This is a genomic window from Microcoleus sp. EPA2 (genome assembly GCA_020882975.1).
GTDB lineage: Bacteria > Cyanobacteriota > Cyanobacteriia > Cyanobacteriales > Microcoleaceae > Microcoleus.
Genome location: JAHRFD010000002.1, coordinates 411,475 through 437,922, shown reverse-complemented (window position 1 = coordinate 437,922; position 26,448 = coordinate 411,475). Strand labels below are relative to the sequence as shown.

General features: G+C 44.2%; 21 protein-coding genes. 9 read left to right on the top strand and 12 right to left on the bottom strand.

Going from position 1 to position 26,448, the window contains the following annotated elements; all coding sequences use genetic code 11:
- Positions 1 to 35 precede the first annotated feature (35 nt).
- A complete protein-coding gene (locus AAFP14_RS04300) occupies positions 36 to 1,217 on the top strand; it encodes an RtcB family protein (RefSeq protein ID WP_341731062.1) in 1,182 nt (393 codons plus the stop codon).
- A gap of 188 nt (positions 1,218 to 1,405) precedes the next feature.
- On the opposite strand, the gene AAFP14_RS04295 is transcribed toward AAFP14_RS04300, so the two are convergent.
- Positions 1,406 to 5,011, bottom strand: a complete 3,606-nt coding sequence (locus tag AAFP14_RS04295) for an NACHT C-terminal alpha/beta 1 domain-containing protein (protein ID WP_341731061.1) — start codon at positions 5,009 to 5,011, stop codon at positions 1,406 to 1,408.
- A gap of 353 nt (positions 5,012 to 5,364) precedes the next feature.
- Between AAFP14_RS04295 and AAFP14_RS04290 the strand changes: the two genes are divergently transcribed.
- Positions 5,365 to 5,562, top strand: a complete 198-nt coding sequence (locus tag AAFP14_RS04290; protein WP_341731060.1) for a hypothetical protein — start codon at positions 5,365 to 5,367, stop codon at positions 5,560 to 5,562.
- A 71-nt stretch (positions 5,563 to 5,633) separates the two neighbouring features.
- Here the strand turns inward: AAFP14_RS04290 and AAFP14_RS04285 are convergent, their stop codons facing one another.
- Positions 5,634 to 6,032 (bottom strand): DUF4278 domain-containing protein, encoded by a 399-nt coding sequence (locus AAFP14_RS04285; protein ID WP_341731059.1) that lies wholly within the window; start codon positions 6,030 to 6,032, stop codon positions 5,634 to 5,636.
- Positions 6,033 to 6,316: 284 nt separating this feature from the next.
- On the bottom strand, positions 6,317 to 6,661 hold the full coding sequence (locus tag AAFP14_RS04280; RefSeq protein WP_341731058.1) for a BON domain-containing protein: 345 nt from the start codon (positions 6,659 to 6,661) through the stop codon (positions 6,317 to 6,319).
- A gap of 115 nt (positions 6,662 to 6,776) precedes the next feature.
- Here AAFP14_RS04280 and AAFP14_RS04275 point away from each other — a divergent pair, with 115 nt between their 5' ends.
- The 7 genes from AAFP14_RS04275 to AAFP14_RS04245 all read left to right on the top strand — a co-directional run bounded on the left by AAFP14_RS04275 (position 6,777) and on the right by AAFP14_RS04245 (position 16,675).
- The gene (locus tag AAFP14_RS04275; RefSeq protein ID WP_341731057.1) at positions 6,777 to 7,259 is read left to right on the top strand and encodes a chemotaxis protein CheW; all 483 of its coding nucleotides are present in this window, start codon (positions 6,777 to 6,779) and stop codon (positions 7,257 to 7,259) included.
- Positions 7,256 to 8,566: a CheR family methyltransferase gene (locus AAFP14_RS04270; RefSeq protein ID WP_341731056.1), complete on the top strand. Its 1,311-nt coding sequence runs from the start codon at positions 7,256 to 7,258 to the stop codon at positions 8,564 to 8,566. The genes AAFP14_RS04275 and AAFP14_RS04270 overlap by 4 nt, the downstream gene beginning before the upstream one ends.
- Positions 8,567 to 8,653: 87 nt before the next feature.
- A complete protein-coding gene (locus AAFP14_RS04265; RefSeq protein WP_341731055.1) occupies positions 8,654 to 10,246 on the top strand; it encodes a HAMP domain-containing methyl-accepting chemotaxis protein in 1,593 nt (530 codons plus the stop codon).
- A gap of 14 nt (positions 10,247 to 10,260) precedes the next feature.
- Complete coding sequence (locus AAFP14_RS04260) at positions 10,261 to 10,926, top strand: chemotaxis protein CheW (RefSeq protein ID WP_341731054.1); 666 nt, start codon at positions 10,261 to 10,263, stop codon at positions 10,924 to 10,926.
- A gap of 81 nt (positions 10,927 to 11,007) precedes the next feature.
- Positions 11,008 to 13,887 carry a hybrid sensor histidine kinase/response regulator gene (locus tag AAFP14_RS04255; protein WP_341731053.1) on the top strand — a complete coding sequence of 960 codons (2,880 nt, stop codon included), beginning with the start codon at positions 11,008 to 11,010 and terminating at the stop codon, positions 13,885 to 13,887.
- A gap of 22 nt (positions 13,888 to 13,909) precedes the next feature.
- A complete protein-coding gene (cheB, locus tag AAFP14_RS04250) occupies positions 13,910 to 14,929 on the top strand; it encodes a chemotaxis response regulator protein-glutamate methylesterase (protein ID WP_341731052.1) in 1,020 nt (339 codons plus the stop codon).
- A gap of 417 nt (positions 14,930 to 15,346) precedes the next feature.
- A complete protein-coding gene (locus AAFP14_RS04245; protein ID WP_341731051.1) occupies positions 15,347 to 16,675 on the top strand; it encodes an adenylate/guanylate cyclase domain-containing protein in 1,329 nt (442 codons plus the stop codon).
- 11 nt (positions 16,676 to 16,686) lie between these two features.
- Here the strand turns inward: AAFP14_RS04245 and AAFP14_RS04240 are convergent, their stop codons facing one another.
- From AAFP14_RS04240 to purC, 9 genes are all read right to left on the bottom strand, one after another.
- Positions 16,687 to 18,012 (bottom strand): DNA cytosine methyltransferase, encoded by a 1,326-nt coding sequence (locus AAFP14_RS04240; protein WP_341731050.1) that lies wholly within the window; start codon positions 18,010 to 18,012, stop codon positions 16,687 to 16,689.
- A 23-nt stretch (positions 18,013 to 18,035) separates the two neighbouring features.
- On the bottom strand, positions 18,036 to 19,208 hold the full coding sequence (gene lpxB / locus AAFP14_RS04235) for a lipid-A-disaccharide synthase (RefSeq protein WP_341731049.1): 1,173 nt from the start codon (positions 19,206 to 19,208) through the stop codon (positions 18,036 to 18,038).
- 9 nt (positions 19,209 to 19,217) lie between these two features.
- Entirely contained in the window at positions 19,218 to 19,820 is a 603-nt protein-coding gene (locus AAFP14_RS04230) for a Uma2 family endonuclease (protein ID WP_341731048.1), read from the bottom strand.
- A 41-nt stretch (positions 19,821 to 19,861) separates the two neighbouring features.
- Complete coding sequence (gene lpxA / locus AAFP14_RS04225; protein WP_341731047.1) at positions 19,862 to 20,656, bottom strand: acyl-ACP--UDP-N-acetylglucosamine O-acyltransferase; 795 nt, start codon at positions 20,654 to 20,656, stop codon at positions 19,862 to 19,864.
- 270 nt (positions 20,657 to 20,926) lie between these two features.
- Positions 20,927 to 21,457 (bottom strand): 3-hydroxyacyl-ACP dehydratase FabZ, encoded by a 531-nt coding sequence (gene fabZ, locus AAFP14_RS04220; RefSeq protein WP_341731046.1) that lies wholly within the window; start codon positions 21,455 to 21,457, stop codon positions 20,927 to 20,929.
- Between the two features lie 48 nt (positions 21,458 to 21,505).
- Positions 21,506 to 22,348 carry a UDP-3-O-acyl-N-acetylglucosamine deacetylase gene (gene lpxC, locus AAFP14_RS04215; protein ID WP_341731045.1) on the bottom strand — a complete coding sequence of 281 codons (843 nt, stop codon included), beginning with the start codon at positions 22,346 to 22,348 and terminating at the stop codon, positions 21,506 to 21,508.
- 297 nt (positions 22,349 to 22,645) lie between these two features.
- Positions 22,646 to 22,912 carry a hypothetical protein gene (locus AAFP14_RS04210; protein WP_341731044.1) on the bottom strand — a complete coding sequence of 89 codons (267 nt, stop codon included), beginning with the start codon at positions 22,910 to 22,912 and terminating at the stop codon, positions 22,646 to 22,648.
- Positions 22,913 to 23,110: 198 nt separating this feature from the next.
- Complete coding sequence (locus AAFP14_RS04205) at positions 23,111 to 25,522, bottom strand: BamA/TamA family outer membrane protein (protein WP_341731043.1); 2,412 nt, start codon at positions 25,520 to 25,522, stop codon at positions 23,111 to 23,113.
- Positions 25,523 to 25,701: 179 nt separating this feature from the next.
- Positions 25,702 to 26,430 carry a phosphoribosylaminoimidazolesuccinocarboxamide synthase gene (purC, locus tag AAFP14_RS04200; RefSeq protein ID WP_341731042.1) on the bottom strand — a complete coding sequence of 243 codons (729 nt, stop codon included), beginning with the start codon at positions 26,428 to 26,430 and terminating at the stop codon, positions 25,702 to 25,704.
- Between the last annotated feature and the right edge of the window lie 18 nt (positions 26,431 to 26,448).

Genomic DNA, 26,448 nt, shown 5'->3' with positions numbered 1-26,448 from the left:
TACAAAGTAAACAGACAAAATAAAATTAAACAAAAATGCCCTACGAAAAATTAGAAATATCAACCCCAAAACCCGTCCTATCTTGGGCAAATCACGCCCTGGGCCCCAAAGAAACCAATATGGCAAAAAATGTAGCATCTTTGCCATTTGTATTCAAACACGTCGCCCTAATGCCCGACGTACATTTAGGCAAAGGTGCTTTAGTCGGTTCAGTAATTGCCACAAAAGAAGCGATTATTCCGGCGGCTGTGGGCGTTGATGTGGGTTGCGGTATGTCTGCCATTAAAATGCCATTCAAGGCTCACAAATTAGAAGGCAAACTCAAACAAATTCGCCTCGATATCGAAGCAGCAATTCCTGTGGGATTTGCTGAAAACAAAGAAGTCGAAAGAACAGTCACCAACTGGCAAGAATGGCGCGAGTTTAAGGAACTTCATCCGGGCGTACAACACCAAGAAAGTAAAGCCCTCAAACAAATGGGTTCCCTCGGTGGCGGCAATCATTTTATTGAGGTTTGTGTTGATACCGAGGACTTTGTTTGGCTGATGTTGCACTCCGGTTCTCGCGGCATTGGAAATTTGCTCGCCCAACATCATATCGATACTGCTAAAAATTTAGCTAAACTGGCAGAAATTAGTCTACCTGACCAAGATTTAGCTTATTTTGTCACAGGTACAAAGGAGTTTGCGACTTATTGGCACGATTTGCAGTGGGCGCAAGATTATGCTCGTTTTAATCGCGATGTGATGATGAATCGGTTTAAGCACATTGTGGAAAAGCACGTTGCGGGTGGCAAACCTACTAAGCCTTTGTTAAAGGTGAATTGCCATCACAATTATGCAGAAAAAGAGGTGCATTTTGGCGAAGATGTGTATGTGACTCGCAAGGGTGCTGTACGGGCAAATGTACAGGATTACGGGATTATTCCGGGTTCCATGGGGGCGAAGTCTTTTATTGTGAAGGGGAAAGGTAATGTGGAAAGTTACTGTTCTTGTTCTCACGGTGCGGGGCGGTTGATGTCTCGAACTCAAGCGAAGAATGTGTTTACTCTGGATGATTTTGTGCGTCAGACTGAGGGGGTTGAGTGTCGGAAAGATGAGCAGTTTTTAGATGAGATTCCGGGGGCTTATAAGCCTATTGATGAGGTGATGAGTCAGCAGTCGGATTTGGTGGAAGTTGTGGCGACTTTGAAGCAGGTTCTTTGTGTCAAGGGGTGATATCAAAACGCCTAAAAGCATGGCGGCTAAATTCAAATTGACCGGCTTGGAATCGATCGCGAATTTATACCAATTTTAAAAAACAATGCAATAGTAGTCTTGTCCCTCCCCTTTATAAGGGGGGGTTAGGGGGGGTCAAAGATTGTTGCACGATTTTAGAGAAATGGTATTATTCTATTTTTTTCACATCAATTTTCGGTTATTACTTTTTCAATCCATTGTACAATATTTGCTACCAAGTCTTTTTGTTGGGGTGAAAAAGTTTGCAGCGGAATATCCCCTGGTTCGCACACCACACAAATCGCGCGATCGAATTTGCTTAAAGCTTTCAGAAATGGCTCGCTAAATCCTGTGGGTGTGGCTGAGAGTGCAGTGGAATCGTAGCAGAGGAAAAACAGGGGAATTTCGCTTTCTATCCTTAATTCATCCCAGTAATCTTGTAGTTCTGCCATTGTTTTTGGTTTGCCATCTTCACTTTTGTCACAACCTTGTAAGCGCATTTCATTGTAAATTTTTGTAGCGGGATTTTCGGGATTACCGAATTTGTAACTATCAATGCAAATTAGCTTTACTTTGTTGCATAAATCGGGTCGATCGTTAATAGCGTCGGCAAGGTCTTGAGGTAAGTTGGCTAAGTTGAGGCTTGCTGTTGCGGAGTTGGTAAGAGTGTCTTGATGCCAAGCTTGATAGAAGTCGGGGTAGGGCAGATTTTGGGCGCAGTGCCACAGAATATCGTATAACTTACAATAAAGGTCGAAATCTCGATCGGTAGATATTTGACTTTGCATATAATTTTTTAAATTTGAGACCACTGATGACATTGGAAACCTTTTGAGTATTATTCCTAAACTATAAGCTACATGAGCGCGAATATCTCTATCGCTGTAAAGTATATCGATTAAGACATTGATTACTTCTTCGTGCATTACGTTAACCTCAGCCAAATATCCAACTGCCCATCTACAAATTACAAAGTTTTGGCTGTTGCGACTCAACTCAATTAGTAGTGATACTGCTTCGGTATCATTCCTGCTAAATTCTCCAAAAATTCTGATGGTATCGAGAAGGATATATTCATTGGGGCTGTTTTTTATTATATCAATAAGTGGTTTAATTGCTTTTGGTGATTTAGAGAAAATATGCTCCAATGTTTCTTCTGCCCATCTCCGTTTTAACTCATCATTAGAGGTTGTTTTTTCTTCAAATAACCAGTTAAATAAATGCCGAGCTACTTCAAATACAGTTCTTTTTTCATGAATTATGCCAGCTTGAGGATGATCGGGTGCAATTTTTGCTAAGCTAAGATGTGCTTCACTACTACGCATAAAATCACCAGCACTTTTTTCTATCACATCCACTAACCTTGCGATCGCTTGCTCATTACCGAAAACTATAGTTCCCAAACATTCAGCAGCCTTTACACAGGTGTATTCATGTTGGCTGCTTTGCATGATCTTATTAAGTTCATCAATCAATTCCTGATTGTTCTGACCTATGAGTCCTAAGCTATTAAATGCTTTATCAATGAGATAATGCCCTTCAATCAGAGGATAAAGATTGGAAGTTGTACTAATCACATTAAGCAGTGCTTCGATCGCTTGTTGGTTGCCAGTTCCAATTTGCCCCAAACTCTCAACCATATTTGCCAATAAAGTATTAGTGGCATCAGTGGTACTGTTAAGCATCACGTTAATTAAAGCAGGAATAGTTCTAGAGCGATCGCTCTCTTGGAATGCAGCCCTCGCTACTTCTGAAATAGAACGTCTTTTCCCAACCCACATCTGCATCTTTAAATTGAAATCACCATATCCCCATCTAATCAATTCCGATAGGATTGCATCAGCACAGCTACATTCCTTAAACTCAGCAATACCTAGGGCTGCTAAAAAATACGATCGGTACTCATAAAAACCTTTACTCTCTAAAATATACTCCTGACATCCATCTTGAAATTCAACCAAAGCTTTAATAAATGATTCTTTACATTCTGTTCGTAAATCTTCACGCCCCAGCCAGAATAAAATAACTTCTTTCCACTGGTTATCAAAAATCCGGTAATTTGCTTTAGAATCTTTAGGGTTGTCAGGAATGTGATTTAAGAAAAAGTGCCAATCCCCAATTGCACAAGCAGCGAAATATTCCTGAAACGTGGGATGGTAGAAAGCGTAAACAGGCTTCTTCGTGCGGGTATCCCTGTCAACTAAAACCAACCATCCCAATTCACCAGCTAAATTAAACCACTCTTCCTCCATCTGCTTGATCGCAAATTTTTTCTCAATCCGAAACCGATTAGCGCTTTCCATAGCCGCTAAAGCCAAGTTTGCCAAAGCTTCTTGAATCTTTTCTTTATCCGTTTCCTTTAATACTCGGTGCTTTTCCTGGAATTCCTTTTGTTTCCACTCAAAGAAATAAGTGGTAAACTGCTCGTAAAGTGCCGCCTTCGTTTCCGGCAAATCCTGTTTGGGTACGCACCAAGACTGACACAACATCGATAACCGTAGGGGATTGCGTACCAGTTCCCGAATTCGCTCTTTTCCCGGTTCTTTTAACTCTTGCTGCAAGCGGTTTCCCTGTTCCCGCCAAAAAGTTTCATGCCCAGAATTGCGCCGTTTCTCATCCTGACTCGCTTCCTCAAACCACTGGCGAATAAACTCATTTACATCGTCAGGTTCAAATTCCAAAGTTTTATAAGTCTCAAAATCCGTCAGGGTATTGCTAATCGCCGCATCCCAAACATTCAAACGGCAAGTTAGCACCACCCGCGCTTTACCCACCCAGTCAGTCAGTTGTTCCCGAATTTTCGCCAACGCCTGCACGGGGGATTCGGCCACCATTTCATCCACCCCATCCAACAGCAACCACACCTTACCTTGACGGAACAGTTGTTTAAGAGATTCTATAATTTCTGGAGTGACACTCTGGGGAACAGGTTCTATATGTTCCAGTGCTTTCTCCAGCCAATTATTGACTAAATAATCTTTTATTGTGCTTTCCCGTAAATCTGCCAGTCGAATACAAATCGGAAAATCCGGGGAATTTTTCGGCAACTGTTCCGCCAGTTCTCCTAACAGGGTAGTTTTCCCCGCACCCGGTTCGCCAATAATCGCGATATGCTTGCCTTTTTCTGTGTTATTTTCGGCAATAACTTTCTGGAAAAAAGCATCATCTTTATAAGTTTCGACGATTTGCAGTTCTGGTTCTTTCTGCGGTTGTGACTCTTCCCCAGTGGGATTTTGTCTGGGGTTTGGTGTTTTGGGACGTTCCATTAATCCCAAGGGAACGTAAATATTTAATTCATATTGTTGTGCTGTTGCTTGGCGGCGCAGTTGTTGTGTTTCTAAAACTTTGCCGCAGATATCGCGCCAGTCGATGCTTTTATCTGTTGTAGCAGATGATAAGGCAGAATCAGAGTCTTGAACAAGCAACCATTGAGAATACTCAGTTTCCAGCCATTTCAGTAAAGGTCTGGATTTGTTGTTTTTTGGCTTTAGTTCAATGCCATTCTGAGAGAATTTATCATATACCTCGGACATCCGCTTTTTATGATTTGCCAGCGGATTTTCCGTCAGTGGCAGTTGGGCAGAAATTTCTTCTAAGCGTTGGCCCAGATTCTGTCTAGCAAATTGTAATAAAAAAGATTCAGTTTCAGCATCAGTCAACTGATGGTCGCGGGAGATTATTTTTAGAAAGTCATCCCAGTGATGCCACGATTCCATAATTAATCGGTTCAGCAAGATATTTAAATTATACACGCACTGACTGGAAAGATCGGTAGAGGCAAGGCATTCAATCATCTTCGGATTAGCTTCACAACTGACTGATGCCGTGTCTGGACTCTATGCTTGATACCAATTTAATGTGAATTTACACATATTCCGATCCCCCTAAATCCCCCTTAAGAAGGGGGACTTTGATTGGACTCTTGTCCCCCCCTTCTGAAGGGGGGTTAGGGGGGATCGAATTCTATGCAGCTTCATGAAAAATTGGTATGAAGCCATCCGTCTACTTCAAAGATTGCCAAGTAGAAGAATATTTCTACTTGCTTCTAATTCAAGTAGAAACTATTGGGAACTGACTTAATTATCCTGGTGATTTTCAATGGTATTAACAACCAATTGAATGCTGAATGCAGCAGAAATATAAGAACATGAAAAACAACAGCCAAAGCGATCGACAAAAGTTCATCCACCATGCGATCGCGATCGCATTTATCCTGCAAGCCATGATTATCGGCCTCAAGGGAAATCTCGATGTGCAATCTGGTAAACCCACCCTTGATATTATCCAGGCAATGATCTTTCAAGGTATTGAGTTAGTCCTCAAAGCTAATCGTAGTAAAAAGTAGTTAAAAAGGGGAAATTGAGCTTAACTCAACTTCCCCCTCTTGACAAATATTCGACTTTCTGAGCTTTTTCTCTAGCAAGCCATCTGTCGCGACTCTTTTTCTAGCAAGCGCAGCAGTCTTTCATCACCTTTAGCCCTGGCTATTTGCTGTCTGCGATCGAGAATATTGCAGATATGCGCCCGGTGGACTGTTGCCACTTCCTCAGCTTTTGGATAGGATGGAGCCGCTGCGATCGCCATCGTGACTGCGGTATCAACCGCTACGTCCTCTTCTATTTTCGGAGATGGTCGATCGCTCCTGTAGTGTGCGGCACGGTACTGCAAATCCTGGGGGTGCTGAGGCATCGGAATATGTCTTGGATAACGATAGTTCCAGTTTTGACCCCGATATTTGCCCGCTACGGAGCCTTCAATCATATCAACTGTCGGAATGTCGTAGTCGTAGTTAGCACCGCGATAAGCGAGTTTCATATTTTTTGATCCTTATAGGTCGATAAAAAGGGTAGTCAGCTCTGGTTTGCTTTTTGCTATTCAAAAAAATCTTACTTTCTGTATTGTATTTTACCGTTTTCCCAAATAACCAGGAAAATTAACAAAACTTAATATTTAATCTGCCAAACCGCAAAAAAAAGCCCGCTGTAGCGGGCTCTAAGGGTTTGCTGGGGGTCGATCGACCCCCAGTCAATCAATAGGTGACTTCCTAGTGGTTTCGTTAAAATAGGAAGTTAGCGGTAACACAGCTTAGAGAAAAGCCTCTAGCCCACTGTTACTTGATCGGTTTGCACCCCCGTGGCGCCCTCTTCGGCAGAGGCGATCTTCACTAACTTGTCGAGAATTTCTTGACTGGGAACCTGGCCCTTGAGAACCACAGTACCGCTGAGTTGAGCCACCCATACGGTCTCAATGTCAGCAACTTCGGAGTCTTCGTCAAAAGCTAAAGCAACTCGCTTTGCGAGCCCGCTTTCGTCAAAATTCCCGTCTGGACCTACCTTCGCAGGAGCGATCGATTGGGACTGTGCCGCTTGCTGCACTACTTGTGTCATCGGCTGAGCCTGGGGTTGAGGCTTTTCAAGTCCGAACAGTCTTTTGAACCAACCCATTGTAGATTCTCCTGAAAATACAGTTTTTTATAAGATAACTTTAGAATTACCAAAAACCAAAAAATTTGCTAAAACTCATCTTGAGACCGATTTTTTCTGTTTTTGAATTATGTTGATGTTGCTGTTTTATATAGGGGACGACGATCGCTACGCCCTGGATACCAAGCGCGTCATTGAAGTAGTGCCCACTGTCACTCTCCAAAAACTCCACGGGGCACCAGAATACATTCCCGGTTTGTTTAACTACCGGGGACACCTAGTACCAGCGATCGATCTATGCCAAATGATACAAGGTAAACCAGCCCGTGCTTACCTGAGCACTCGCATTGTCTTAGTCAATTGCGAATTACCAGATACGACTGAGAGTAATGGTGATATTTTACACGGCCCTCTCATTTTAGGACTGATCGCAGAACGGATGACAGAAACTCTCAAGAAACCTGAAACAGAATTTCTTAGTCCCAGCCTGAAGGTTGACAGCACTCCTTATTTAGGAGAAATAATTACTGACGATCGCGGTATGATTCAATTTCTTAGAGTAGAACATCTGCTGTCAGAAACTCAAAAAACTTATTTACTGCTCCCGCCAGCCAAATGACACAAGCAGCAATTGAAGCTTTTCTCAGACAAAAAATTGGCTTGGATGCCATGACAATTGGTTCTAGCACCATTACTAGGGCGGTGCACCGACGCATGGCCAATTGCGGTTTAACAGACATCAATATCTACTTGACCAGATTGCAGTCTTCGCCCCAGGAATTGCAAGAATTAATAGAGATTGTAGTCATACCGGAAACTTGGTTTTTTCGCGATCGAGCACCCTTTGTTTTTTTGAGCAACTACGTGATTTCTGAGTGGTGGCCAAAAAATCTCGGCAAAACCCTCCGCGTGTTGAGCTTTCCTTGTTCTACAGGGGAGGAACCTTATTCGATCGCGATCGCCCTGCTAGAAGCTGGTTTAAGTTCCTTCAACTTCAGCATCGATGCCGCAGACATCAGCAAAGTTGCTCTCCAAGTTGCCCAGCAAGGAATTTACGGTAAAAACTCTTTTCGCGGCCAAAACTTAGACTTTCGGGAACGCTATTTTACGAACACCGGAGATTTGTATCACTTGCAAGAATTCGTCAAACAAAAAGTTAATTTTATTCAAGCTAATATCCGAGAACCTAATTGTTTAATCCCCCCTAATTATTACGATTTAATTTTCTGTAAAAACCTGTTAATTTATCTAGACCAACCCAGTATTAATCAAGCAATTCAATTGTTGAATAACTGGTTGAAAACACCTGGTATATTATTTTTAGGTCACTCGGAAAGCGGACAAAAACTGCCTCCTGAATTTGCTTCTGTGCGTCACCCCCTAGCATTTGCTTACCGCAAAACTGACATGGCCGATCGCGCATCTGTGCTAGTAAAAAAAGATACAAACAAAACGAATATTTCAGAATTTGTTCGGGAATCGAAAGGTGCTGAAAGTAGAAGTAATACATCCCCAAGGTGGCCAAGTAGATTCTCCACTTCCCAGGGAAAATTTGTCGGTGGCGATGCTTCCGAGATGTTGTCGGTTCGATCGATCGCACCTGAAACAGCAAATACCCAGCCGGCAAATGCGGATTTAGACACAGCCCGTCATTTAGCCGATCGGGGAGAATTGCCAGAAGCAACCAAACTGTGCCAAACTTATCTCAGTCAAAATCCCACCAATGCTGACGCTTACGTGTTATTAGGTGAAATCTACCAAGCCACAGGCGATCGCTTTCAAGCAGAGCAATCTTTCCACAAAGCAACCTACCTCGAACCAAATCACTATGAAGCACTAATTCACCTAGCTTTGCTCAAAGAAGAACGCGCAGATATTCGCGGTGCAACTATCCTTCGTCAGCGCATCCAGCGTCTAGAAAAATAGCCTCATAGCTAGATCTTAACTGAGCGATTGCTCGCCAGCTCGGTATGTTTAAAAAATAGATGTTAATTCAGCACAAAGGCATAAAAAATGTTTAATAATCTCAGCTTTAAGAAGCGGTTAAATGCTGCATTTATCTTTCTAGCTATCCTTGTCTTAGGTGTAGCTTTTATCGGATGGAGAGGCAATGCGAGGCTCACGGGACATATTGATACTTTTACGAATATTGCCCTACCAAGTGTGCTTGGTTTGTGGAAAATTAATGAAGGGAAAACTCAAATTGAAGCTTCAGAAAGAGCCTTGGTAAATATCGAATTCACTCCCGCTGAAAAGACTGCTCAATTGACAAAAATCCAGCAAGCATGGCAGCAGATTGACGATGGTTTTAAACAGTATGAACCTGCGTTAAGAACACCGGAAGAAGACAAGCTATACCAAGAGTTTCTGGAAAAATGGAAAATATGGAAAAAAAACCATGAATCTTTTTTAGAGTTTAATAAAACTTTTGAAAATTTTGGAATCATCAACCCTTTTAAAAGGCAGATTGAACTGATGAACCAAGGCAAAGCAGCATCACCAGAGATGGAACTAGCCAGGAAAGCCGGAGTAGTTTACAATCAATTGAATGCCAAAGCTAAAGTTAATCAACAGCCCTTTGAAGAACTTACTTCTTTGTTAATTAAAATTTTAAAAATTAATGAAGATGTAGCGGAAATAGCCAAAAAAGAAGCAAATCAAGATATTAGTCAAACTACATTTTGGGTGGTTGTGGGGATGATATTGGGACCGCTGACTGCGGGACTGTTCGGGGTATTTCTCACGAAAGCAATTTCCCAAACTGTGGAAAATCAAGTGAATCTATCGGGAATTAAAATTAGTGGTTCTACCAACCAAATTGCTACTTCTGGGAAACAATTAGAAGCGACCATGAACCAACAATTTGCCTCGACCAATGAAGTCGTAGCTACAGCCAAAGAAATTGCTGCCACTGCGATGCAACTGGCGAGAACCATGGATGAAGTTGCAGAAATGTCTCAGGAAGCTGCTCAATCGGCTGGGGGCGGCAAGGAACAAATTCAGCGCATGGAATCCACAATGAATAAATTAGCAGAATCCACGATTACTATATCAGGGAAATTGGGAGCAATTACTGAAAAAGCCAATAACATTAACAGTATTATCACCACGATTACTAAAGTAGCAGATCAAACTAACTTGCTATCCCTAAACGCATCTATTGAAGCGGAAAAAGCGGGAGAGTACGGACTAGGATTTGCAGTGGTGGCGAGAGAAATTCGCCGACTAGCCGATCAAACAGCAGTAGCTACTTTGGATATTGAAAGTATGGTGAAAGAAATGCAATCGGCGGTGGGAGTTGGTGTCATGGAAATGGATAAGTTTACCAATCAAGTGCGGCGGGGAGTGGAAGATGTCCAAAGTATTAGTTTACAGTTAGAATCGATCATCCAACGGGTACAAGCTCTCACTCCCCGTTTTGCAGAGGTGAATGAAGGGATGGATGCACAATCTCAGGGTGCTGTGCAAATCAGCGAAGCAATGGTGCAGTTGAGTGAAGCTTCTTCGCAAACGGCTGAGGCGCTCAGGGAAATCAATGGCGCGATCGGGCAAGTTAATGAGGCTACAATCGGTTTACGTCAAGAAATGCTAGCTTTTTTAAAGTAAAAATGTAAAATCGAATGACTGATGATTGTTGGAATCAAATTGGTATAGCGGGCGATCGCACTTGTCGCCAACTAAAAAAATATATTCACTGTCGCAATTGTCCTGTTTATGCCGACGGTGGCCGCAGTTTGTTGGAACAAGAATTACCTGGGGGATATCTCGATGAGTGGACTCAGGTACTGCGTTCGACTCCAGAAGTAACTAACCCTAAGACTACAGATACTATATCCGTAGGTATTTTTAGGCTCAGGGATGAATGGCTGGCTTTACCAGCGGCCTTGTTTAAAGAAGTGACACAGCTATCTGTGACTCACACTTTGCCACACCGCAGCAATCCTATACTTATTGGGTTGGTAAATATTCGCGGCGAACTCCAATTGTGCATTTCCTTAACATCACTTCTGGGACTAGAAACAGCAGATTCTCACCGCAAGAATGTCAGTCTGGTTGTTTACGAACGGATGGTAGTTGTTGAGAAAGAAGGTAGTCGCTGGGTGTTTGTGGTGGATGAAATGCACGGAATTCACCGCATAAATTTAGAAGAATTAAGAAATGTCCCGGCTACAGTTTCTAAAGTTCCTCAAACTTATACCAAGGGAATCATCACTTGGCAAGGTCAAAATGTTTGTTATCTGAATGATGATTTGCTGTTTGATAGTTTGAATAATAAAATCATATAAAACATGGGGAATAGGGCATCGTGAATGTGGTAAATGACCAGTTAAGATGGGAGAATTTAGATTAAATAGAAGTGAGGAAAAATGAGCGATCGAGATATGAGTGATTTCTCCATGATGGATTTATTTCGGATGGAGACAGAAACCCAAGTAGTGATATTAAATGAGAACATTTTGGCATTGGAAAATAACCCCAATTCCCCTGTTGAACTAGAATCTTTGATGCGGGCGGCTCACTCGCTCAAGGGTGCTGCACGGATTGTCGGACTTGATGCTGCTGTCCAAATCACCCATGTTATGGAAGATTGCTTTGTGGCTGCTCAGTCTGGGGCGATCGCCCTGGATTCACCAGATAAAATTGATGTGATACTAGGGGCGATCGACTTACTTTCCCGCCTCAGCCAAATACCGGCCACAGAAATCGAAAATTGGCTCTCTACCAATCAGTCAGAAATTGACAACCTAGAAACTATCATCTTAGCTATTATCAATAGCAAAATCGAGGCAAAACCCACTACTAATGACGACAATCTAGAGATAGAAGTCATCCCTAGTTTACCTTTAAATAATACTAATGAGACTTGGGAAGATAGACAAATTAAGACTGATTTGTCGATGCTATCTTTATTTGTAGAAGAAGTTGAATCTCAATCATTATTATTACAAGAAAATTTATTATTACTCAAAAATAATCTCAATTTAGACTTAGACTTAGAATCCCTAGTCAAATCTGCTCATTTAATTCAAAGTGCAGCTAAAATACTTCATTTCCATCAAATTATTAAACTGGCGGTGGTCATAGAAAATACATTGTTGGCGGTGGCAAAATACAAAGCTAGTTTAAATGAAATTCAAGTTGAAAGTCTGCTGGCCGGAGTAAATATTTTTATAACACTTATGAAAATTCCTGCCAGACAGGTGGAAGATTGGCTGATTAAAATAGAGCCCGAAATAGATAATATAGTCAATCTGATAAATTTGATTTCACAATCAGCAATGCCGACATTAGTTCCCTCAAAAGCATCTCGCAAAAAAACCAATGTCAAAACAACTGCATCCCAGCCACCAAAAACAACTAAGCAATCGACCGACTTACCAGACGCAAAACCTGCCTCAAATTCTGGTGAACCAACCTTGGATTTACAGCAGCATTCTCCCGAAAAAATCCGGGGAAAATCGGAAAATTTAAAATTCAAAAATAAAGAAAATCAGCAAAAACAATCCGATCGGACCATTAGAGTCAATGCCGAAAATTTAAACAAAATTATGGGCTTAGCTAGCGAATCCTTAGTAGAAACTAAATGGCTGCAACCCTTTGGAGATTCGTTATCCATCCTGAGAAAACACCAAAATAAACTATATAGTTTATTGGAAAAATTGCAGGATTCCTTAAGCGATACGGTGCTGGATAGGCGGTCGGAGGATTATTTGATCGGCGCCATAAAAGCCGCCAATGAATGTTCCCATGTTTTGTCAGATAGAATTAATGAATTAGAGTTTTTTTCGCGGCGTTATGCTAATTTGTCTGAGCGCTTGTATCGAGAAGTTATTGCTAGTAATATGCGACCTTTCGCCGATGGTATTCAAGGTTTTCCGCGAATGCTCCGAGATTTAGCAAGACAGTTAAGCAAACAAGTAAAATTTGAAGTTGTTGGTAAGTCAACTCAAGTCGATCGCGATATTTTAGAAAAATTAGAAGCACCGCTGACTCATATTTTGCGAAACGCTCTCGACCATGGGATAGAGCCTCCCGAAGCACGTTTGGCTGCGGGGAAATCTCCACAAGGTACTATTAGGCTGGAAGCTAGTCACCGTGGCGGGATGCTCTCTATTGTTGTCTCGGATGACGGTAAGGGAATCGAATTAGATAAACTGCGTGAAAAAATTGTTAGTAAAGAGATGGTCAGTGCAGAAATGGCTGCTAAACTGACAGAATCAGAATTGATGGATTTTCTGTTTTTGCCGGGATTTTCTACTGCTAGTCAAGTTACTGAAATTTCGGGCCGTGGTGTGGGGTTGGATATTGTGCAGAGTATGGTGCAGGAGGTTGGTGGTATTCTCCGGGCTATATCTCAACCGGAAAAAGGTATGAGTTTTTACTTGCAATTGCCGCTAACGCTGTCAGTAATTCGCACTTTGTTGGTAGAAATTTCTGGGGAACCTTATGCTTTTCCTCTGACGCGGATCGATCGCCTGGTTTTGGTTGAAACTTCTGAGATTGCGATCGCTGAAAATCGACAGTATTTTACTTTAGACGATGAAAATATTGGTTTGGTGAATGCTTATCAAGTGCTGGAGTTGGCGGCGCCTAATCGGAAACTAGATTTGCTACCGGTGATTATTGTCAGCGCTCGATCGAACAGTTATGGTTTAGCAGTAGATAAAATTCTGGGCGAACGGGATTTAGTTGTCAGACCTTTAGATCCCCGTTTGGGTAAAATACCAGATATCAGTGCTGCTGCTTTCATGGAAGATGGTTCGCCGGTGCTGATTATTGATGTTGAATACCTGGTGCGATCGACCGATCGACTCCTAGCTAGAACTAGCTTAAAGAAGGTAAGTGAAACTACCAAAACTGAGGACTCAAAAATTGCCAAGCGTCTTTTGATAGTAGAAGATTCGATTACAGTCCGAGAATTTGAGCGAAAAATTTTAGAAAATCAAGGATATAGAGTAGACATAGCCGTCAATGGTATAGATGGTTGGAATGCTCTGCGTAGCGCTCAGTACGACTTAGTAATCAGTGATGTGGATATGCCGGGAATGACTGGCATCGAGTTGGTAAGTCAGATTAAAAATCATGCTACTTTAAATTCAATTCCCGTAATTATTGTTTCTTATAAAGACCGTCAGGAAGATCGACTGCGAGGTTTATCTGTGGGAGCAGATTATTATTTAACTAAAAGCAGTTTTCACGATGATACGCTGTTAAATGCGGTTGTGGATTTAATCGGTGAACCTTAAGAATGACTGACTGAGGTAAACTATGGGCACTATCAAGATGAGAATAGCTATAGTTAATGATACGCTAATTGCCGCCGAAGCGCTGCGTCGAGTTTTGGTGACAGTACCGGAGTATGAGATTGCTTGGATAGCTGGAAATGGGGCACAGGCTGTAGAAAAATGTGCTGGGGATACTCCTGATTTGATTTTGATGGATTTGATTATGCCGGTGATGGATGGGGTGGAGGCGACGCGACAGATTATGCAGAAATCTCCCTGTGCAATTCTGGTTGTCACTTCTTCTGTGACAGCTAATGCTGGCAGGGTTTTTGAAGCGATGGGATATGGAGCTTTTGATGCTATTAATACGCCGATTTTGGGAGCGAGTGGCAATTCTCAAACAGGGGGGAGTGAGCTGTTAAGAACTATTTCTAAAGTTGCTAGATCGATCGCCAAAAATAACCATAATTCTCGCTCCCCAACTGCTGGCCCTAAATCTCGGAATTCCCCGTTGCTGGCGATCGGCTCTTCCACTGGTGGTCCCCAGGCTTTGGTAACTTTGCTATCGGCTTTGCCAGTAAATTTATCAGTACCTGTGGCGATCGTGCAACACATAGATGCTGAATTTGCTCCGGGCTTGGCCCAATGGCTGAGTCAAAAAACTCCGTTTTCGGTGAGTGTGGCGATCGCCGGTCGCCCCCTGGAACCCGGTAAAGTGGTAATTGCCGCCACTAACGACCATTTGGTATTACAATCGAATCTTACACTTAAGTATACGAAAGAACCCTCAGACTATCCCTACCGCCCTTCCGTGGACAGTTTTTTTTATAGTGTAGCCCAATACTGGCCGGGAAAAGGGGTAGCAGTGCTGTTAACAGGTATGGGTAAAGACGGTGCCAAAGGACTGAAAGTTTTGCGAGCAATGGGGTGGCACACCATCGCCCAGGATCGCCACAGCTCAGTAGTTTACGGGATGCCAAAAGCGGCGGCCGAGCTAGATGCGGCAGTACAGATTTTGTCCTTGGAGGCGATCGGCTCAGCCTGCCTCAATCATCTATTGTAGAACTTATTCCAGATGTTTGAGCCATATTGCTTAGAAGCTTGAGCACAATGACCGATGAAACATCGACTACCCTTAGAAGATCATGTCATTGTAGAATTCCGCTCGATTTAATGGTGCATTTTATACTGTTAAATACCGTAGATTCACTGCTGCATCTCTAAATTTCCCGGCCAAGGCAAATGCTAGAAAGCACCAAGCCCGTCGCTCCCAAACCTAGCACCCGTAACTTTGGCAAAATATCTCAAGCGCGCTAACATTTGTAAAGATTTCACAAAGATGAGCGGTCAAAGCTTGACACGTTTAGTATTATTACTGAGTAAACTTACTGCCAAATATCCGGGTCGCTATTGGTAATTATGAATTTATGAAGTAAAAGCTTTAACCCTCAGCAAACAATAGCCGTTGTCTGATGCAATTATGAAGTTAACCAACTCTGGAACTATTCAATTCGATCGCTCTCACGCAATCAATCCACTAGAAAACCCAGAATTCAATGGCAACTTGGTAACATTTAAGCTCAAAGATAGGGGAAATGGTCGCAATCCCCCACTTACACCAACAGATATCCCATATCCCAAGCAGAGCGAGTTCCAAAACAGCCACCACCGTCTTGACTTAAATTCACCCTTAAATTCAGAAAGCAAAAAGCCATCCAACGTGACAGAACATACACCATATCCTGTCACAGTCCTACTTATTGACGACCAGGAAATGATCGGCGAGGCGGTAAGCAGAATGCTCGCCGATGAAAAAGACATTATCTTTCATTACTGTAGCGATCCAGCTCAAGCAATTCATAAAGCCTTAGAGGTAAAGCCAACCGTAATTCTCCAAGATTTAGTAATGCCGGAAATAGATGGATTGCAATTGTTGCGTTTTTTCCGAGCCAATTCTTTGACAAGAGACATTCCTATGATCGTGCTTTCCAGCAAAGAAGAAGCCGAAATGAAAGCGCGAGCATTTTCCTTGGGAGCCAATGATTATTTGGTAAAATTGCCGCATCAAGTGGAGTTACTCGCTAGAATTAGATACCATTCCCAAGCTTATATTAATTTGGTAGAAAGGAATCTTGCTTATCAAACCATGCAGGATTATTTAGCAAAATTAGAAATAGAACAACAAAAATCCCAGAAGTTGCTGCTAAATATATTACCAGAAGTAATTGCCGAAAGATTAAAAAAACAAGAAGGTATCATTGCCGATGAATTCGCAGCAGTTACCGTCATGTTTGCGGATATTGTGGGCTTTACTCAACTTTCAGCTTCCATATCCCCAAAAGCATTAGTACATTTGCTAAACGACATATTTTCCAAATTCGATCGACTAGCCCACAATCACGGTTTAGAAAAAATTAAGACCATTGGTGACTCTTATATGGTAGTAGCAGGACTACCCTATCCTAGAGCCGATCATGCAGAAGCGATCGCAGAAATGGCCCTGGATATGCAAAAAGCCATCGCCAAATATAGAAAACAGATTGACTCTGAACTCAGGATTCGTATCGGCATTCATTCCGGGCCTGTTGTCGCCGGAATCATCGGCACAAAGAAGTTTATTTATGATTTGTGGGGAGATACAGTAAATACTGCGGCGCGCATGGAATCTCACGGTATAGCAGATGAAATTCAAATTACTGAAGCTACTTACTTATTATTAAAAAATCAGTATCAGTTTCAAGAACGTGGTTTAATCACCGTCAAAGGTAAAGGAAGGATGCCTGCTTATTTATTGAAAGAAAGATTTTGACACTCCCCAGCCTAAAGGCGTGGGGATTCTTCCCCCCCTCTATTTTGATAATCTCTATTTTGATAATATTTTTCGGCTTCCAACCAATTCAGTTTTAGCAAACCATCATCTCCCCATGTCAGCTTAGCAGTGGGTTTAATTACCTGAACGCCCAAAGCACGAATAATTTGGGCCGCCACAGCCTTGGCTAATAGGGGTGGTACAGAATTTCCGACTTGACGAAAACCGTGCCATTTGGTGACGTGAAATCTAAACCAGTCAGGATAAGAATGTAGTCGCGCTGCTTCCCTAACCGTAATACACCTCGGTGCGATGGGGTGAATCGGCCTCGGCGAAGTATAAGCCCCTCTAGCCCTGTCTGTTCCTGCTCTGAGAGTGTTGCAAACTCCGTCGGGGTGCAGCTTGTAAAAACGGCTGATCGGCTCTTTTTCGCCGTGTTTTGCCGCCCTAAACCTTTCGATACATTCCTGGGAATGTTTGGTGCGCCAACTAGAAGAGAGGATTTGTCTATCGTACTCGCGAGGGTAGGAATAATCATCATCTGAAGCATCAATGCCGCGCATGATACTCGCGTAGTCACTAGATTTTCCATACTCCGCCATTACCCAATCTCGGTACAGCAACTCGCTGTATAGTTCCACTTCTGGCAAATCTCCAATAGCCTCCATAACTGTTGGGACAAGAGGTAAATCAGGATTATTTTTACCTTTTCTTTTCCGCTGGCTAGGAGCGATTTTCTGATTTAATTTGGGCAGTAAAGTAATGGGTGGAGGATATTTTGGTAATTCACAACCAGCCTTAGAACCCAGGAGAAACAATCTTTTGCGAGCTTGGGGAACTCCGTAGTGAGCGCTATTGAGAACTTGATAATTTTCTTCTACTTGATAGCCTGATGCTATAAAAGAACTAATTAAAAGATGCAGAAGTTCCTTATGTTCTCCTGCCTTGATTCCCGGTACATTTTCCATGACAAAAAACTTGGGTTTTAGCTCCAAAACCAAGCGTTGAAAGTGAAAAATTAAAGAATTGCGCGGGTCATCTACATCGCGCTTGCCCATCATCGAGAATCCTTGACAGGGCGAACCACTGATCACTACGTCTATTTGGCGCTTACCAATGGGAGAATTTTTCCGAATTTCCGCTCCGGTTAATAGTGCTACATCTTTACACAAAATAGAACACTTAGGGAAATTAAACTGGTGGGTAGCACAATGAATAGGGTCAATTTCCACAGAGGCAAGTACATCAAAACCTGCTTGTTCAAAACCCAGTGTCATGCCACCGGCACCTGCAAATAAATCAACAGCGATCGGTCGCTTTTTCCGATTGCTTGGCATAACCTTTTAGAACCAAATTTATGTTAATTTGCTACGTTTAATTTCAGATATTTCATAATTTCCGCAGCAGCGCGATCGCACACCCCCACCTCTCCCAAATGTTCCCGCATTTCCCGATAACCGTCCAAAGTCTGTTGTCGTCGATCGCCATTTTGCAGCAATTCCAGCCCGTGAAAGACTATATTTTCCGCAGTCGCCTCGTCTTGCAGCAACTCAGGGACGATCGGCTTCATTTGCACCAAATTGGGCGGAGACATAAAAGGAATCGAAAATTTCAGCAAATACTGGGCAATAATCGCCGTAATTCGACTGACGCGATAGAGGACAACTTGGGGAACATCCAGCAAAGCCAACTCCAAATTAACAGTACCAGATTTAGCGATCGCCAGATCCGCAGCCGCCAAAATTTCCAGAGTTTGATTTTCTAGTAGAGTAGCGCGCAAACCAAAATCTGCAATAGCTGCTTCGATTTGGCTGCGGAAAGCAGATTGAGACAAAGGAATCCAGAAATGAACTGCCGGCAATTTAGCTTGAATAATTTGAGCAGCCTCAAAAATGACAGGCATCAGGTACTTCAACTCTTGGCCTCTAGAGGCCGGAATTAGAGCCACTGGCACCTGTTCCGATGGAATTCCCAAAGTTTTGCGGGCAACTTCGCGACTGGGCGCAGCCTGCATTCTATCCACCAAAGGATGACCAACCCAACTGACTTGGGCGCCTTTTTTTTCAAAATAAGTAGCTTCTTCGGGAAAAATGGCTAATATGCGATCGCAAATATTGACAATCAAAGAAGTATTCCGAGGAGAAATAGACCAAACCCACTCTTGAGGAGCAATATACCAAAGTACCGGCAACGAAGGCAAACAGCGACGGATGTAGCTACCAATACCTAAATTTGGAGTTAAATAATCAATCAATACAACTACATCGGGCGGAGAATTTTTTAGGTATTGTTTAGCTTTTTTCTGAACTTGGATAGTTGGCCAAATATAGGGGACTGATTCGATAAGTCCCATGGAACCAATAGCCACAGTATCGGCTAAAATAGTAGCGCCAGCTTCCGCCATCCGCTGCCCGCCCAATCCGACAATTTCTAACTCTAAACCAGCGGTAGCTGCGTGACGTTTTATGGCACTAATTAACAAAGCCCCTTGCAAATCGCCCGAAACCTCACCAGTGCTAATAAAAATTTTCATATTCTGAATTTAAACAGGTGAGATGTTGGCTAATAACTCCGTAACAGCATCATATTGATCCGGCATATTAGCACAGCGTAGTAGTAATTCTAAGTCCAGATTGGGAAGGAATGTACTCCTGGCAATCTGCTCATAATTTTCACCTCTTAAATCGTAGAGAGATAACTGACTATTTTGCCAAAACCAGACTTCCCGAATCCCCAACCTTTTGTATAATTCTAGAGTATTTATACCGCCACTGGTAATTACCACTTCGATAGCAATATCTGGGACTGTTTTTTGGGTGCCTATGTCATAGGAATCATCCGGCTCTTTTCTACCGCCTAATTCTCTGTCACCCAGAGTTGGCCCGCCCTTACCATAAAATCTAATGCCCTTTGCTCTCATATATGCCTCTAGCAGCATACAGAGGGTTTTCTTGATTATTTCATGTTCGGGAGAGACTGTCATAATTTGCAGTATTCGATCGAGATAGAAAAATTTTACACGCCTCAGATCTTTAAAAGCTATCTCTATCGCTTCAAATTGCTCCCAGCTAACATCGTAGAACATAATGGAGCCATCTTGTTCTGTTTCATGGGATGTAGATTTTGCTAAAGTGTATACATTCATAGGAAAAGATTTACCTAGTTCATAGACTTATTCTACCTCATTCATTTTTTTCCTGGAATCAAACCGCGTCTGGGTTTGGTAACAGACTCTTGCACAAATTTCCGCAGATGCTGCAAGTGGTGATTTTCCGGTAATAAATCCAACTCTGCCAAAGCTTGATTCAGAGTATAGCCGGATCGGTATAAAATCCGAAACGTCTTCTTCAAAAGATCTAAATCTTCTGGTGTCAAACCAGCCCGTTGGAGACCAATTTTGTTAAGCGATCGCACTCTCGAAGGATTCCCCTCGATTAACATATAAGGAGGGACATCTCGATCGATTCTGCTCAATCCGCCCACCATAGACAGCCGGCCGATATGGACAAATTGGTGAACCCCCAAAACACCGCTCAATCGAGCCTGAGACTCTATTTTAACGTGTCCGGCCAAAGCCACGGCATTAGCTATAATTACTCGATCGGCGATCGAACAATTATGCCCAACGTGAACATAAGCCATCAATAGATTATGATTGCCGATGGTCGTGCTTTCTCCCGGTTGGGTAGCCCGATTAATAGTCACATATTCCCGAATTAAATTATCGTCGCCAATGTCCACCCTAGTTAGAGAACCCTCATATTTTAAATCTTGAGGTTCCAAACCAATAGCTGCGCCGGGAAAAATTTGATTACGAGCACCTATTTCTGTGAGCCCATCGATAATTGCATGAGCGCCAATCTTAGTTTGTGGTCCGATTTTCACTCTTTCCCCAATTACAGCATAAGCTCCCACTTCTACAGTAGAGTGAAGTTCAGCGCGGGGATGAATCACAGCAGTTGGGTGAATCAATGTCAGCATTTTTCAGTTTTTTATAGTAATTGGGAATGGGGAATTGGGAATCGGGAATTGGGAATCGGGAATCGGTGAATTGGGAATGGGGAATTGGGAATCGGGAATCGGTGAATTGGGAATCGGTGATTAGTGATTAGTGATTAGTGATTACTGATTACTGATTACTGATTAGTGATTACTGATTAGTTATTGCTGATTCAATCAACCACTCTTAGTTGTTAGCTATTACCAATGCCCTAGGCCCTAGGCCCCATGAACCATTTCCCATTCCCCAATTTAATCTACCATCGAAAACATCAATTCCCCTGCACAAGCTTTTTGTCCGTCCACTTCAGCCATCGCCTGCATTTTGGCGAAGCGTCGGCGTTTTACCCACAACAATTCTACAGTCATCAGCAACCGATCGCCCGGTACAACCTGACGGCGGAACTTAACTTGATCGATGCCAGTAAACATCCACAATCCTTGCTCAACATCAGGCAATTGAGCCAGAACAATACCGCCCACTTGAGCCATCGCTTCCACAATTAATACCCCCGGCATCACCGGTCTTCCTGGAAAATGCCCTTGAAAATGCGGTTCGTTGAAAGTGACATTTTTAATCCCTACAGCCCGCACTCCCGGCACGTAATCAATAATCTTGTCTACCAGTGCAAAAGGATAGCGGTGAGGCAACAATTGCTGAATTTCTTCCACAGTAAAAGTGGATTTAACGATCGCAGAATCCTGACCATTCTCGGTGAGAACAGATGCAGAATTAGTATGATTGGGGGTGTTAATTTCGTTAATTTCAGTGAACGTAGACATTAAATCGCGTGTTAGATGGTGAGTGGTAACGGAGATCTTGAGCATGGATCAAGCTGGCAATCTCAGAGCTAAGCCAAGTTGGACGTGTAAATTGTGACTGGCTTTGTAAGCCAAGTAGTGAGCTGTTGGCCAAGTTCCCAGCAGACTGAGATCGCCTACTAAGTCTAGGATTTTATGGCGTACTGGTTCATTTGTAAATCTCAAGGGCGGGTTGAGCCAGCCGGAGCGATCGCAAACTAAGGCGTTGTCTAGGCTACCACCTTTAATCAAACCTGCTTGTCGCAATTGGTCAACTTGGCGAGCCAGTCCAAAAGTCCGAGCCGGGGCGATCGCACTAGCAAAACTTTCTGTCTCTGGCGACCAACTGTACCATTGATTGCCGATCGCAGGTTCCTCAAAATCAATCCCGTAGCTAAACCGAGTTTCCGCCGCAGGCAAAGCAGCCACAAAAGCATCCCCGTGACGCACCCAAACCGGATTCTCGACGGGTGAAAGTTGGGGGTTTTCTGAAGGATGCACCAATTCTTGGGCGACTAATCCGGCAGCGGCGATCGCCTCCACCCAAACCAGGGCAGAACCGTCAAGCAGAGGCACTTCCGGGCCATCAACCTCAATGCGAGCATTATCCACTCCCATGCCAGCCAAAGCCGCTAACAGATGCTCTACAGTGCGAATTTGAGCATCACCTGTACCTGTCAGTTCTGTGGAAAGAGCAGTCTGAGATACGGCTTCAACTTTTGCAGGAATAATTGGAGCACCGGGCAAGTCAGTTCTCACAAAATAGCGACCTTCACCGACTTCCGCGGGCAATATTCGGACGCGAGTCTGTTCGCCACTGTGCAAACCAACTCCCGACAGTTCAAATTCAGATTTTAGGGTGTGAATAGTCATTAGTTATTAGTCATTAGTCATTAGTTATTAGTTATTAGATTTCGTAGGTTGGGTTGAAGCTTTGCGAAACCCAACAAATTAATTTGAAAGAGTTGGGTTTTCCCAAAACCTCAACCCAACCTACACTACTTTTACGGTGTGAATAGTCATTTGGAAGAAGGAAGATGGAAAATGGAAGTCTACTCGTTACCAGGCTCTGCCTGGTAACGCAGATCCGGAGGCTCTGCCTCCATTTCCCCCTAGCCACGCGAGGCAGAGCCTCTAGACATCGGTTCCCAGGCAGAGCCAGGGAACCAGTTAGCCACATCCTAAGATGTGCTTAATGCCCTCGACTACAGCCACCACAGCCGCGATATCTAAAAATGACTGGAATGGCACTATTATCGAGGTGATGCTAGCTCCAATTGCAAGACCTCCTAGAACCTTTACTACTGCGGCGGGTATCATAATTGACATAGATGGCACACTAGCTGTAGCAGCAAAGGTTAAAAGTCCCCCCATTAGAGCAATGATCGCGATTAATTCCGACGGTCCGACAGTATGACAAGAGCTAGTTTCTGTCATTTGAGTAAATTGCAATAACAGCATCGAAAAAAATAGACTCATCTTGTGCTGGTGTAAGGTTATATAGGATTGTAGCAGCCACAAGATTGTCACTTAACTGGTTCTCAGGTATAGCCTGGGAACCAATTAAACTAATAACCAATAACCAATAACCAATAACTAATGACTACTGACTAATGACTACTGACTAATGACTAATTAGAATCTCTCTCCAATCCCAAAGTGAATTTGATTGTCACCACTGTCATTGATACCGTAATCGATTCGGATCGGACCTAACGGAGATTGAATCCGCACGCCGAGGCCGTAGCCATAGCCACTACCGGGTTTTCTCCTGATACCAGCCGGATCGCCGGGGACATCTTTACCCGTTCCCAAGTCCGTACCCGCGTCAATAAATAGGGCACCACCGATAAACGAAATAATCGGGAAACGGTACTCAACACTGGCTTCTAGGAAACTGCGACCAGCCCCCATGTCCCCTTCGTTGTATCCCCGGACAGAGTTAGCGCCGCCCAAGGCAAAGGCTTCGTAGGGAGGCAAATCTCCGAAGATGGTGCCGGCTTTAAAACTAAATGCCAAGGTTTGAGGGCCTGGGGTAAAGTTGGTGTACTTGACTGGGAGGTAAAAGCTGTAACTGGCTCGCAGGCGGTTGAGCAGGATGCTGCCGGAACCGACAGGAATTGATTGTTCGACCCCAAATCTGAGCAGGGAACCGCTGGTGGGGCGCAGGGGGTCGTTGCGTCGATCGCGCACAGCACCTGCTTGCAATGTTGTCAAGTCATCGGAACCGGAATTGCTAAAACTCAACAGATTGCCTAGTTCGTCCTCCGATTCCCGTCGGCCTTTGCGATCGGTAATGGCAATCCGCTGGTACTGCAAGCCCACAGAAGCCGTCCATTCAGAGTCGGCAAAAAGATTCCGCGACAGGGGACGGGTAAAATTGATGGCGGCACCGGTGCGATTAATCCGGGGTCGATCGCCATTGGGTAGATACACTTCCTGGTCTCCACCATCAAAAATCACGCTGATCGATCGTCTTCTAAACACATTAATCGTGTAAGAAGTCCGATAAGGATCGCCAGCAATCCAGGGGTCTGTAAAACTCACATCAAACAGATTTTGACGTTCCCCGATTTGTACCTCCGCCCCCAACTTCTGGTTCCTACCGCCCAAATTTTGCTGCTGGTAACTCACCGTACCGAACAAACCCGTAGCGGAACTCAAACCCGCACCCGCGGCGAGAGAACCAGTATTTTTCTCAATCACATTAACAATTACCCTTGCCTTACGGGGGTCAGCCGTTCCCGGTTCCAAAGCCAGCCGGACGTCTTCAAAAATCCCCAAACCAAACACCCTTCTCAAATCCCTTTCCGCCTTGGTGCGGTTGAATATATCTCCAGGTTTTTGTTCTACTTCGCGGGTAATCACATAGCGGCGGGTATTCCCACCAATGGGCTGACCAGTCGCATCCGTTGCTTCTCCTTCCTTGTTGAGGAAGCGAACATCAATGGATTCGATCTGACCTTCTGCCACTTGCAGCGTGACTGTCCCGTCATCTGCGACTTGGGGTGCTTCGGTAATTTGACCCAAAACAAAGCCGTTGTCTTGATACCAGGTATTAATTTTTTTGACTCCCTCCTCAAAGCGGCGGAGGTTGAGAGTTTTGCCATACTGATCCCGGAAGCTTTCGTCCACAACGCTTTGGGGAAGCACTTGCTGACCGACGATGGTGACTCCTCGCAGCACTGGATTTGCCTGGACGATGAAGGTAACTCGCACGCCCAAAGGGGTGTCTTCCGGTACTGCGCGCACATTTTTGAAAAAGCCTGTGGCAAAAATAGCGTTGATGTCTTGTTGCAGTTGGGTACGGTTGGTTGTCCGTCCCGGTTGAGTGGTGATGACTCGGTAAATTTCGCTTTGCAGGTCTCCCGTCACCCCGCTGACTACCACTTCTGCCACTAGCACCTGGGGCTGGGCTGGCCCTGTGGGCGCGGGGGTTGGTCTGGGCTGCGGTGCGCCGGGGGGCAAAGCAGGAATTCTGTTAGGTTCTGGTGTGGCTGGGGCTGGCCTGGTCTGGGTCGGTCTGGCCGGGGCTGGTCTAGCTGGAATTTGGGCGTTTTCTATCCCCCCCGATTCCTCTGGTTTCACCTGGTCTACTGCGACTGAGGCTGGCAAAACCGCTGCTTCCGAGGGGGGGAGTTGGTTGGGTTCCTGTGGAGCCTCTGCCCCTTGATTTTGGCTGCTAGATGGGAGTCCGGGATTGGATTCTCCATCGGCTTTGGGGTCTAAGCTGGGAGTCGCCATGGGGGGCGACGGTTCTGTGAGTCCGTTTGGGGGTTCGCGGTCGTCTTCTCCCCTCCTAGGGGCGGCCGCCACTATTTTGAGGGCTTCTATTTTAGTGGCTTTGGCCACAGCCCGGTTTTGAGGAGGATTTTCGGTTAATTCTCCCTGGTTTCGATCGGGCGATTCGATCGCCTCCACGGGAGGAATGGCGGCCGATATTTTCTCTGTAGATTCAGAGTAGGATGTTTGGCCGGAAGCAGAATTTGAGAGCCCGAATGTTGCTGAGACAGTTAAAACTGCCACCAATACAGCAGATAAACGCATTTTTGTTCACTTGTTTGGAATCCACACACCACATTAGTCATCAGTCATCAGTCATCAGTCATTAGTCATTAGTCATTAGTTATTGAGTAGCTTGAATTTGCCGCTGAATGCTAACTGTTGACTGCTGAGTGCTGAATGTCCGTGACAAACTGTGCAATTTTAGCGCATTGCCAAGGCCTCTAGACTTTCTGAGCTAGAACTCGCTGGAGAACTTGCTGGTAAGCGCTTTCTACTGAACCCAAGTCGCGGCGGAATCGGTCTTTGTCCATCACACGGGCATCGGGATCGGTTTCTGCGTTGTCCCAAAGTCGGCAAGTATCGGGACTGATTTCGTCGGCAAGGATCAGGTTTTGATGTTGGTCTATACCGAATTCCAGTTTGAAGTCTACCAGGGTGATGCCACACTGGCTGAAAAATTCTTTGAGAATTTCGTTGATTTCTCTGGCGGCGGTTTCTAGCTGGTTTACTTGTTCGGGAGTGGCTAGCTGCATCAGCAGCAGTCTGTCCCGTGTCAGCAGCGGGTCTCCCAAATCGTCGTTTTTGTAATAAAACTCTACTAATGGGGGATTGACAATTGTGCCGATCGCCAATCCGGTTTGTTTGCACAGACTACCGGCCGCGATGTTTCTGACTACGACTTCTAAGGGTAAGATTTGGACGCGACAAACTCGCATCTGGTTGGGCGCTGGGGTGTCGATGAAGTGGGTGGGAATACCTTTGGCTTCTAGCATCCGAAACAGGTGGGCGGATATGGCATTGTTGATTTCGCCTTTGCCGATGATGCTACCCCGTTTCTGGGCGTTAAAGGCTGTGGCGTCGTCTTTGAAGTAAGTCAGCAAAATTTCGCTGTCTTCGGTGGAGTAGAGGATTTTGGCTTTGCCTTCGTAGAGTTTGCGATCGGCTGACATGGCGATGAATAATTTAGA

Coding starts and splice junctions, on each gene's coding strand:
- lpxC (WP_341731045.1), bottom strand. CDS start 22,348: ATGACTATTCACACCCTAAAATCTGAATTTGAACTGTCGGGAGTTGGT.
- AAFP14_RS04265 (WP_341731055.1), top strand. CDS start 8,654: ATGTTTAATAATCTCAGCTTTAAGAAGCGGTTAAATGCTGCATTTATC.
- AAFP14_RS04285 (WP_341731059.1), bottom strand. CDS start 6,032: ATGAAACTCGCTTATCGCGGTGCTAACTACGACTACGACATTCCGACA.
- AAFP14_RS04270 (WP_341731056.1), top strand. CDS start 7,256: ATGACACAAGCAGCAATTGAAGCTTTTCTCAGACAAAAAATTGGCTTG.
- AAFP14_RS04260 (WP_341731054.1), top strand. CDS start 10,261: ATGACTGATGATTGTTGGAATCAAATTGGTATAGCGGGCGATCGCACT.
- AAFP14_RS04240 (WP_341731050.1), bottom strand. CDS start 18,012: ATGCCAAGCAATCGGAAAAAGCGACCGATCGCTGTTGATTTATTTGCA.
- lpxB (WP_341731049.1), bottom strand. CDS start 19,208: ATGAAAATTTTTATTAGCACTGGTGAGGTTTCGGGCGATTTGCAAGGG.
- AAFP14_RS04290 (WP_341731060.1), top strand. CDS start 5,365: ATGAAAAACAACAGCCAAAGCGATCGACAAAAGTTCATCCACCATGCG.
- fabZ (WP_341731046.1), bottom strand. CDS start 21,457: ATGTCTACGTTCACTGAAATTAACGAAATTAACACCCCCAATCATACT.
- cheB (WP_341731052.1), top strand. CDS start 13,910: ATGGGCACTATCAAGATGAGAATAGCTATAGTTAATGATACGCTAATT.
- AAFP14_RS04295 (WP_341731061.1), bottom strand. CDS start 5,011: ATGATTGAATGCCTTGCCTCTACCGATCTTTCCAGTCAGTGCGTGTAT.
- AAFP14_RS04280 (WP_341731058.1), bottom strand. CDS start 6,661: ATGGGTTGGTTCAAAAGACTGTTCGGACTTGAAAAGCCTCAACCCCAG.
- AAFP14_RS04275 (WP_341731057.1), top strand. CDS start 6,777: ATGTTGCTGTTTTATATAGGGGACGACGATCGCTACGCCCTGGATACC.
- AAFP14_RS04245 (WP_341731051.1), top strand. CDS start 15,347: ATGAAGTTAACCAACTCTGGAACTATTCAATTCGATCGCTCTCACGCA.
- lpxA (WP_341731047.1), bottom strand. CDS start 20,656: ATGCTGACATTGATTCACCCAACTGCTGTGATTCATCCCCGCGCTGAA.
- AAFP14_RS04255 (WP_341731053.1), top strand. CDS start 11,008: ATGAGCGATCGAGATATGAGTGATTTCTCCATGATGGATTTATTTCGG.
- AAFP14_RS04205 (WP_341731043.1), bottom strand. CDS start 25,522: ATGCGTTTATCTGCTGTATTGGTGGCAGTTTTAACTGTCTCAGCAACA.
- purC (WP_341731042.1), bottom strand. CDS start 26,430: ATGTCAGCCGATCGCAAACTCTACGAAGGCAAAGCCAAAATCCTCTAC.
- AAFP14_RS04210 (WP_341731044.1), bottom strand. CDS start 22,912: ATGACAGAAACTAGCTCTTGTCATACTGTCGGACCGTCGGAATTAATC.
- AAFP14_RS04300 (WP_341731062.1), top strand. CDS start 36: ATGCCCTACGAAAAATTAGAAATATCAACCCCAAAACCCGTCCTATCT.
- AAFP14_RS04230 (WP_341731048.1), bottom strand. CDS start 19,820: ATGAATGTATACACTTTAGCAAAATCTACATCCCATGAAACAGAACAA.